This window comes from Planctomycetota bacterium (assembly GCA_016872555.1).
In the GTDB taxonomy this organism is placed as follows: domain Bacteria; phylum Planctomycetota; class Planctomycetia; order Pirellulales; family UBA1268; genus F1-20-MAGs016.
This window is the reverse complement of sequence record VGZO01000090.1, coordinates 1-8507: the sequence shown is the minus strand read 5'-3', so window position 1 is coordinate 8507 and position 8507 is coordinate 1. Positions and strand designations below refer to the sequence as shown.

General features: G+C 72.4%; 5 protein-coding genes and 1 tRNA gene. 3 read left to right on the top strand and 3 right to left on the bottom strand.

The window, feature by feature from the left end:
- Positions 1 to 67: 67 nt before the first annotated feature.
- Together FJ309_16705 and thrS are read right to left on the bottom strand one after the other, a co-directional pair.
- Positions 68 to 664 (bottom strand): Uma2 family endonuclease, encoded by a 597-nt coding sequence (locus tag FJ309_16705; protein MBM3956215.1) that lies wholly within the window; start codon positions 662 to 664, stop codon positions 68 to 70.
- Positions 665 to 744: 80 nt separating this feature from the next.
- A complete protein-coding gene (gene thrS / locus FJ309_16700; GenBank protein ID MBM3956214.1) occupies positions 745 to 2751 on the bottom strand; it encodes a threonine--tRNA ligase in 2007 nt (668 codons plus the stop codon).
- A gap of 219 nt (positions 2752 to 2970) precedes the next feature.
- Between thrS and FJ309_16695 the strand changes: the two genes are divergently transcribed.
- Positions 2971 to 5565, top strand: coding sequence for a hypothetical protein (locus FJ309_16695; protein MBM3956213.1), 2595 nt, complete (start codon positions 2971 to 2973; stop codon positions 5563 to 5565).
- 99 nt (positions 5566 to 5664) lie between these two features.
- Here the strand turns inward: FJ309_16695 and FJ309_16690 are convergent, their stop codons facing one another.
- A complete protein-coding gene (locus FJ309_16690; protein ID MBM3956212.1) occupies positions 5665 to 6810 on the bottom strand; it encodes an ATP-binding protein in 1146 nt (381 codons plus the stop codon).
- A 212-nt stretch (positions 6811 to 7022) separates the two neighbouring features.
- Here FJ309_16690 and FJ309_16685 point away from each other — a divergent pair, with 212 nt between their 5' ends.
- Together FJ309_16685 and FJ309_16680 are read left to right on the top strand one after the other, a co-directional pair.
- Positions 7023 to 8171: a dienelactone hydrolase gene (locus FJ309_16685; protein ID MBM3956211.1), complete on the top strand. Its 1149-nt coding sequence runs from the start codon at positions 7023 to 7025 to the stop codon at positions 8169 to 8171.
- A gap of 55 nt (positions 8172 to 8226) precedes the next feature.
- Positions 8227 to 8300: transfer RNA gene (locus FJ309_16680), tRNA-Val, on the top strand.
- Positions 8301 to 8507 lie beyond the last annotated feature (207 nt).

The window sequence follows — 8507 nt, the reverse complement described above, 5'->3', positions numbered from 1 at the left end:
AGATAGCCCCAGCGTGGCATTGCGACGTGTTGAAGACAGCCCCAGCGTGGCATCGCGACGGGCTTGATCACGAATCGTCGCGCAACGCCTGCAGCGGCACCAGCGACCCGATCGACAGCATGGCCTCGGGAAACGCCAGGCTGGCGATCATGCCGTCGGCGGGTACGACGCGCGTCAGCGCATAGCCCTCGGCCGAGGGCTCCCGGAAGACGTGCACGGTCCGGGTCCGCGCGTCGATCACCCATGCCTCGGGGATGCCGTGCCGCCCGTACAGCGGCACCTTGATACCGAGGTCATACGCGAGGCTCGACTCGGCCACCTCGACGACCAACAGCACGTCGGTGGCACGCGGATGGGCGGCCGCGTACCAGTCGGACCGTGGTGACAACAGCGCGATGTCGGGCTGCGGCTCGCTGGCACGGTCGAGGTGCAGCGGATCGCCGACGGCGACCAGCGCCCGGTCGCCAGCAGCCTCCGCGAGCCGGCGCGACAGCGCCCTGACCAGCGCCGCATGGAGGCTGCCGATCGGCGACATGTCGAGGACCTCCCCGGCCACCAGTTCGACCCGGGTCTCGGGGCCGAAGATCCCGACGGCGGCCATCTGGTGATAGTCGTCGACCGTGATCCGGTGACGGATCACCAGTTCGTCCGGAAGCGTGGCCATCGATGCGGTTTCCCCTGGTGCGGCCCGGAAGCAACCGGCCCGACACCATGATACCCGGCCGCTCGGCCGCTCCGCCGCCGTCAATAGTCGGCACCGCTCTCGTCGCTCACCACCGGCACCGCCGCCAGCGGTTTCGGCTTGTGGCGCACCGTCCGCGCGAGGTTCTCCTCGCGGAGCCGCTCGACCGCCGCCTCGAGACTCATCGCCCCGAGGTCACCGTCGAGCCGGTCGCGGAGGCTGACCGTGCCGGCCGCCTCGTCGCGCGGGCCGCAGACGACCATCATCGGGATCAGCTCGAGCTGCGCGGTGCGGATCTTGGCGCCGAGCTTCTCGGCCGCCAGGTCGAGCCCCGTGCGCAGGCCCGCTGCCGTGAGCCGCGCCTGGACCCCCTTGGCGTAGGCCTCGCTCTTCTCGCTCACCGGGATCACGCGCACCTGCTCGGGCGCCAGCCACAGCGGGAAGGCGCCGGCGAAGTGCTCGATCAGCACGCCGACGAACCGCTCCAGGCTCCCCAGCGGCGCCCGATGGATCATCACCGGCTTGTGGCGGCCGTTGTCGGCGCCGACGTATTCGCAGTCGAAGCGCTCGGCGCTGGGGAGGTTGTAGTCGAGCTGGACCGTGCCGAGCTGCCACTTGCGGCCGAGCGAATCGTGGATCACGAAGTCGATCTTCGGTCCGTAAAACGCCGCCTCCCCCGGCTCCGGCTCGCAGCCGGGGAGGTTCATCCGCCGGGCGACGCGCTCGATCGCCCCCTCGGCCTCGGCCCAGCGCTCGGGGGGCCCGACGTATTTGTCGCTGTTCGGATCGCGGAACCCGAGGCGGACGGCGAAGTTCTCGAACGCCAGGCTGCCGAGGACTTTGAGCGTGAAGTCGATGCAGCCCTCGATCTCCCCCTCGACCTGCTCCGGCGTGCAGAAGATGTGGGCGTCGTCCTGGGTGAAGCCGCGGACGCGCGTCAGGCCGCCGAGCTCCCCCGACTGCTCGTAGCGATAGACGGTGCCGAACTCCGCCAGGCGCAGCGGCAGGTCCTTGTAGCTCCGCGGCCGAGCCTTGTAGATCATCGTGTGGTGCGGGCAGTTCATCGGCTTCAAGAGATACTGCTCGTCCTCGTGCATCACGATCGGCTTGAACTGGCTGTCGGCGTAGTAGGGATAGTGGCCGGAGGTCTTGTAGAGGTCGATCTTGCCGATGTGCGGCGTGTACACCGCCTGGTAGCCGCGCGCGGCGAGCTCTTCGCGGACGAACGCCTCGAGCGTGGCCCGGACCGTCGCCCCCTTGGGCATCCACAGGATCAGACCCGAGCCGACAAGCGCGCTGGTCGTGAACAGCTCGAGCTGCTTGCCGAGGACGCGGTGGTCGCGCTTCCGCGCCTCCTCCAGCCGCGCCAGGTGGGCGTCGAGGTCGGCCTGGCTGAACCACGCGGTGCCGTAGAGGCGCTGGAGCTGGGCGTTGTTCGCATCCCCCTTCCAGTAGGCGCCGGCGATGCTCGTGAGCTTGAAGGCGCCGATGCAGCCGGGGGAGGTGACGTGCGGCCCGCGGCACAGGTCGACGAACTCCCCCTGCCGGTAGAACGACAGCGTCGGGTGTTCGGCCAGACCGGTCTCGATGTGCTCCGCCTTGAGCGGCTGGTTGATGCCGCGGACGATCTTCGCCGCCTCGTCGCGCGGCACCTCGACGCGCTCGAAGGCCTCGTCGGCGGCGATGATCCGCCGCATCTCCTCCTCGATCCGCGGCAGGTCGTCCTCCGTGATCGGCTCGGGGGCGCGCATGTCGTAGTAAAAGCCCTCGCCGGTCGTCGGCCCGAAGGCCAGCTCGACGCCGGGGAAGAGGCGCATCACCGCCCGGGCCATGACGTGGGCCGCCGAGTGGCGCATCACCGGCAGGGCGCGCGGGTCGCCGGCACGGAGCCATTCGAGCGTCGCCTCCCCCGCCTCCGGCAGGCGCGCGTCGAGGCCGACCGGCTTGCCGTCGAGGAGGGCCGCGATCGGCGCCCCCTTTTTCCCGGTGCCGGCGGAGACGAGGTCGGCGAGGCGGGCGTGCGGGGCGGCGTCGTGGAGGGCGCCATCGGCGAAACGGACGGTGGGCATGGCAATGGGGCTGGGGAGGCTGGGGCGACAACGACACGTCTCACGGCCACCGGCGGCCGAAAACCGGCGGCAGTATCCCCGCCGCCGCCGTCGCCCCACAAGGGCGGTCGGGCCGCCGCGCCGCGGGCGCCGTCGGTATTTTCCCGTCGCCGGCCGGTTGCTACCGTCCGCCCCCCGCGCCGTCGTCCCTCTCCCCGCCCTCCGCCCGAGGTCCCACGCATGCTCCGTGCTTCTCGTCGCGCGCCGCCGCGCCACACCGGCCTGGTGGCCGCCGCCCTGCTGGCCAGCGCCGCCGCGGCGCTGGCCGAGCCGGTCGGCCCCCTCGCCGAGCCCGACCGGCTCGTCATCCGGGGGCTGACCGCGATCGACCCGGAGCGGTTGCGGCGGCCGCTCACCACCGACGACGAGCTGGTGTGGCTCACCCGTCCGACGGCCAGCCGCGAGGCATTCCTCAAGGCGCTCGCGCGGAAGGCCGAGCAGACGCTGCGCCGCGCCGGTTTTCCCGCCGCCGCCGTCACCGCCGCCGCCGAGGAGATTGACGGCCGGCAGCACGCCGTGCTCGCCGTCACCGAGGGACCGCGCGTTGAGGCCGGCACCGTGACGGTGACCGGCTTGGCCGACGACGCCGCGGCGCGGCTGGTGGCGTTTCTCACCACCCCCCTGCCCCCCGCCGACGCCCTCCCGGCTCCCGCCGACCCGGCCGCGCCGTCGGCCCCCGCGCGGTGGCTCGATGCCGAAGGCCGCACGGCCGCTCCAGAGGACCCCATCTGGCCCGCCTCCGGCCCCGCCCCCTGCGACGAGGCCACGCTCCGCCGCGCCCGCGCCGCGGTGATCCGCTTCCTCCGCGATGAAGGCCACCTCGGCCTCGAGCCGCCGACGGCGCGCCGCTCCGCCGCCGCCAGCGTCTGGTCGCTGGCGTTCGGCGGCAAACCGGCGGGCGACGGCCCGGTCGGCGTGGCCGTCGAGACGGGAGAGGACGGGGCGACGCTGGCCGTCTCGGTGAGCACGCTGCCGCCGCCGGTCCGTCTCACGCGCGTCGAGGTCCTCCCCGGAGCGACGACCAAGCACGACGAGCTGGCGAAGTTCCTCGGGATCACGATCGGGGCGGCGGTGACCGACCGCGACCGCCGCGAGTGGGATCGGCGCCTGCGCCTCTCGGGGCGCTTCCTCCGCCACTCGGTCGAGCTGCGCGGCGATCCGATCGATCCGACGGCGGTCGCGGCCCGGTTCGAGCTCGACGAGTACCCGCCGATGATGCCGCTGTCGCGGGCGCTGTCGCGCGAGGAGGAGACGCTGCTCCGCGGGCGCGGGTGGCTCACCGCCGCGCTCGCCGACGGCACCGACCTGGTCTGCGACCTGGCGCTGACCACGGCCGAGGAGGTGCCCAGCGCCGCGCCTCCCCACGCCCGCCTCGTGATCTCGGGGACGACCGGTTTCGCCCTCGCCGCGCCGGCCGAGGGAGCGGATGCCTGCGGGCTGGTCGTCCTCGACGACATGGTCCGCGTCCTGCCCCCCGGCGGCGCCGGGAGATTCGACATCCCACTGCCGCTGGCCGGCCGGGCGACCGCGTCGGTGGCGCTGTCGCTCGCCAAGGCGAAGCCTGCGCCCGGCGGCGCGGCAGCGCCGCGGCCGTTCACGCGCACCCTCGCCCTGGGCATGGGATTCAGTGCCGGCGGCACCGGCGTCCGCCCCGGCTTCGGCCTCGAGGTCCGCCTCGAACCGGTCGCCTGGCTGGCCCTGCTCCACGAGGGAGCGCCGACGGTGCGCTGGGAGGGGGACGAGCTGGTCGTCACCGACGACGACGGCTTCGTCAGCCGGTTCGACGGCAGCACCGGCCGCCCCGTGTCGGTGGTCACCCGGCAGGCGCGCCTCGCGCTCACCGCCCGCCCGGGGGCGCTCGCCGAAGACGTCGAGCGGCTCACCGCCGCCGCCGGGCCGAACCGCGCCGACGCCGCGCGCCCGCTGTCGACCGCCGTCGCGTTCCTCGTCTCCGACGAAGTCGCCACCGCCTGCCACCGCCTCGTCGCCACGTTCGGGATCGCCGGTGACGACCGGGCCGACTGGGAGCGGGCGGCGCGCGCCGTGGCCGGTGCGGCGCACAGGTGCCTCGACGACGAGGCGCTGGCACGCTGCGACCGGCAGCTCGCCGCCTGGATTGCCGCCACCACGACGACGGCCGACGACGACGATCTCGTCGTGCCGCCGGGCGAACCGGCCGGCGAGGGGCAGGCGGCGGTGACGCGCCAGGCGGCGGCGCTGGTCTGGCGGCTCTCCGAGCGCGCCTGGGGGCGCGACGCCTGGCCGACGGCGCTGGTCCGCGCGGGGGCCTGCGCCGCCGTTGGCAGCCCGGCGGTGCTCGAGGAGGTGACGCTGTTCATGGGGGCCAAGGAGCACGGGCCGATCGCCCATGCCGTCGCCGCCACGCTGTGCCCGATGCCACCGCTGGCGGCGACGCTCGCCCGGCGCGGCCAGGAGCGGCTCTCGATGGTCGCCTTCCACACCGACTGCTATCCGCTGACGGCGGTCCTCGGCCCGGCGGGCCTCGAGGACGTCCTCGTCTCGGTGCTCCGCGGGATCGACGACGAGGCGACGCGCGACCTGGGGACGGTGCTGGCCGGCGACGCGACGCTGCTGGTGCCCCTTGTCGAGCGCCTCCGCGCGTTTCCCAGCCACCGCGACGCCCTCGTCGGCCTGCAGCAATCGCTCGACGCCTGGTGGCTGTCGTCCCTCAACGACGTCGTCGCCCGTCGCCTGGCGGCGATCGCCACGCCCCACACTGCCGCGGCCCCGGCCGACGAGCCGGTGACGAAGTGATCGGTGCCGGATGCGGCCGACGGCGACCTGGGAAACCCTTGGCGTTTCCCGCGGTCGCCTGAGTGGACACTGGCCTCAGAGGGCTTTGTCCACGGACATTCAGAGCAACTGCGACAGAAACGTCCGCGCCGGCACGACGAGCGGCCCCCCCGGCCGCGCGAAGCAATCGGCAGCCACGTCGTCGGCTTCGATCACGACCTGGAACGCATGCGGGGCGCCGAGCTGCTCCTGAAAATGGCGCAGCGAGCCCCGCAACTCCATGCCGGAATGCTTGACCTCGACGAGGAACCATGGGCGTCCGTCACGGACGACGACGAAGTCGACCTCGCGCCGCTCCTTGTCGCGGAGGTAAGCCAGCTGGAACTCGCCGAGGCCGAGATCGGTCCAGCCCTCGACGGCCTTGAGGAGGTGGCAGCCGACGAACGTCTCGGCGCGCTTGCCGAGGTCGGTAACTTTCGACCAGTCGCGAAGATACCACTTCGGCTCCTTGCGGAGGCTCCGCGCCACGTTGGCATGCCAGGGCTGGAGCGTGAACCCGAGGTAGAACCCCGCGAGCGTCCCGACCCAACGGCGCGCCGTGTCGACCGAGACGCCGAGCAGCCCTGCCAGCGTGCTGAACACGACTTGGTCCCCGGAATGCGCCTCCAGGTGTCGGACGAGGATCTCGATCCTTCCCAATTCGTGGACCCGCGTCAGGTCGCGAATGTCCTCGCGGACGAGCTGCTGGCGACGCAGTGCCGCCCAGCGCCGCGTGAACCGCGGGTCGCGCTTCAGGAACGGTTCCGGGAAGCCACCGTGCTCCCACAGCGCCCGCCACTCGGCCGCAGGAATGCGGCGGGGCGGGCGGATCACGCGCCGTTCGTCGGGGAGCCGCGGATCGGCGATCTCGGCGACCGAAAACGGATGGAGGCGGTAGAGCAAGTATCGCCCCATCAGGCTGTCGCCGCCGTGGCGGTAGATGTCGAGCCGCGAGCTGCCCGTCACGAGCAACCGCAGACGCTCGCCATGCGTGTCGAAGACCCCCTTGAGAAACCCTTTCCAGCCGCCGAACTTGTGGATTTCGTCGACGAGCACCACCAGCGCGTCGGAGCGGAGGCGTTCGAGCGCCAGGTGCCGCGCCGTCGCGGCAGGCCCGGCGAGAATCACGGCGCGGTCGTCGGCGTTGTCCCAGTTGAGGACCGCTTCGGCCCGGCGGCGGCAGGCGGTGGTCTTCCCCACCTGACGCGGCCCGGCCACGAACGCCATCTGCCGGTCGCGGGCGAGATGCCAGTCGAGGACGGCGTCGTAGAGCCGCGGGCGTGCCGCGGGCGAACGGATGCGGGAGGCCTTCGAAGCCATCCGACCATTCTTCGATCGATCGTAAAATGGTCAAGACCATATGACGATTGATCGTATTTTGGTCGAATGCGGAAAAGCGGTTTTGCCTTGCCGTCCACGTCTGCGGGAGCAGGATCGTCATGGCATGCGCGCTCGATCCGGCAGGTGATGCCCCCCACCGCCTCCCCACCCGCCGCGAGTGGCTGGCCGCGCTGGTTGGCACCGCTGCCAGCGCGGCTGCCGGGGCAACGCCAGGCGCCGAGGCCGAGCTCCTCGCCGCCGTCCAGGTGGCCCCGGCCGGCGTGCCGGCCGACGGGCTGCCGTCGCTCCTTGCACCCGCCGGCGTTGAGCCGATCGGCGATTGGCGCGGGTGGCTCGCGGTCCGGCAGCGGCTCCGCGACGAGTGGCTGCGGCTCCTCGGGCCGTGGCAGGTCGATCCGGTCGACGACACGTTTGCGGTGGTGCGCGAAGAGGTGGCCGAGGGGCACCGGCGCCGGCTCGTCTCCTACCGCACCGAGCCCGACGAGACGGTCGAAGCCTGGCTGCTCGAGCCCGATCCCGCACCGCGCGGTCCGCTCGCCGCCGTCGCCGTCTTCCATCCCACCGTCGCCGAGAGCATCGACGAGGTGGCGGGAATCACCGGCCGGCCAGGGCGCGCCACCGCTGTCGATCTGGTGCAGCGCGGCTTCGTCGTCCTCGCCCCGCGCTGCTGCCTGTGGAACACCACCCCCGACCACCGGCTCGACACGGCCGGCAGCGTGCGGCGCGTGGCCGCGCGGCATCCCGGGGCCACGGGGATGCGGAAGATGCTCCACGACGCGTCGCGCACGATCGACATCCTCACCGCCGTGCCCGGCGTCGATCGCACGCGCCTCGGTGCCTTCGGCCACTCCCTCGGCGCCAAGGAGGCCCTCTGCCTGGCGGCGTTCGACGAGCGCGTGAGGGCGACGGTGTTCAGCGAGGGGGGGATCGGCGTCGGGTTTTCCAACTGGCACGACCCCTGGTATCTGGGGCCACAGGCCAAGGCGCCTGACTTCGGCCACGACCATCACGAATTGCTGGCCCTGATCGTGCCGCGGGCATTATTGATCCTCGCCGGCGAGGCGGGCCCGGGCGCGGCCGACGGCGACCGCTCCTGGCCCTATGTCTCCCGAGCCCTCGACGTGGCGCGCCTCGGGCCGCCCCCGCCGCGGCTGGGCCTGTTCAACCACCGTCAGGGCCACGCGCTCCCGCCGGAGGCGCTCGACCTGGCGAGCCGGTGGTTGGAAACCTTTCTGGCAGCCGGGTGAAAGCCGCGCTTGACGCCGGCCGACCGCGGCGGGACACTCCCCAGGGAGCTTTTCCGGGCGATTAGCTCAGTTGGTTAGAGCACTAGCTCGACAAGCTAGGGGTCATAGGTTCGAGTCCTATATCGCCCATCCCGGAATCCGCAGAATCCACGGGAAAAACGCTGTTTTCAGCGTCTTTCCCCGTGGATTTTTGCGTTTCTTGCGGCCCCTTGCGACTTGCTGCAAACCCTTGCGGCGCCGGCTTTTTTCCCACCCCGCGCGCCGGATTTGTTCCCACCCTGCGGGCCTCGTCAGATCCACCGCCCACGGCATCGGCGAAGTGATGCTCCCGAGCGG